The sequence below is a fragment of the Paraburkholderia sp. A1RI-2L genome, assembly GCF_048957375.1.
In the GTDB taxonomy this organism is placed as follows: domain Bacteria; phylum Pseudomonadota; class Gammaproteobacteria; order Burkholderiales; family Burkholderiaceae; genus Paraburkholderia.
In genome coordinates this window covers 1-586 of record NZ_JARBTA010000020.1, presented here as the reverse complement: position 1 = coordinate 586, position 586 = coordinate 1, and the positions used below count along the sequence as shown (strand labels likewise).

Below are 586 nucleotides of genomic sequence, written 5' to 3'. Positions count from 1 at the left end.
GAATTGTGGTGCTACGCATGTCCACCCGGACGGGGAGCCTCGGATGAGCCTGAATCGATCCTGCGCGGCAATCCTGCTGGCTGCGCTGCTTGCCGGATGTCATTCGGCAACGACGGTACCGCAAGCCAGTGGCACGGCAAACACCAATGCCGCCACGACGCAGCCCGTCACCGGGGCAGCGTCCTCAGTCGACGAGCTGAACAATCCCAACAGTCCGCTCGCCAAACGCAGCGTCTATTTCGATTTCGACAGCTATGACGTGAAGAGCGACTATCTGCCGTTGCTGCGCGCCCATGCCAACTATCTGCGCAATCATCCGGCCCAGCAGGTGCTGATCCAGGGCAATACCGACGAGCGCGGCACGGACGAGTACAACCTGGCGCTGGGCGAACGCCGCTCCGAAGCCGTGTTGCACGAGCTCGAATCGCTCGGCGTATCCGGCTCCCAACTCGAGGCCGTCAGTCTTGGCAAGGAGAAGCCCGTGGCGCCTGGCCACGACGAGGCGTCGTGGGCCCAGAACCGGCGCGCCGATCTGGTTTATCGTCAGTAGTTCGTATCACTATGGCTGGGTGCCCTGGCGCACCCG

At 63.3% G+C, this 586-nt stretch carries 1 protein-coding gene; it reads left to right on the top strand.

Going from position 1 to position 586, the window contains the following annotated elements; translation table 11 throughout:
• Window positions 1–43 precede the first annotated feature (43 nt).
• Window positions 44–550 carry a peptidoglycan-associated lipoprotein Pal gene (gene pal / locus PWP93_RS37320; protein WP_421029083.1) on the top strand — a complete coding sequence of 169 codons (507 nt, stop codon included), beginning with the start codon at window positions 44–46 and terminating at the stop codon, window positions 548–550.
• The last annotated feature ends 36 nt before the right edge of the window (window positions 551–586 follow it).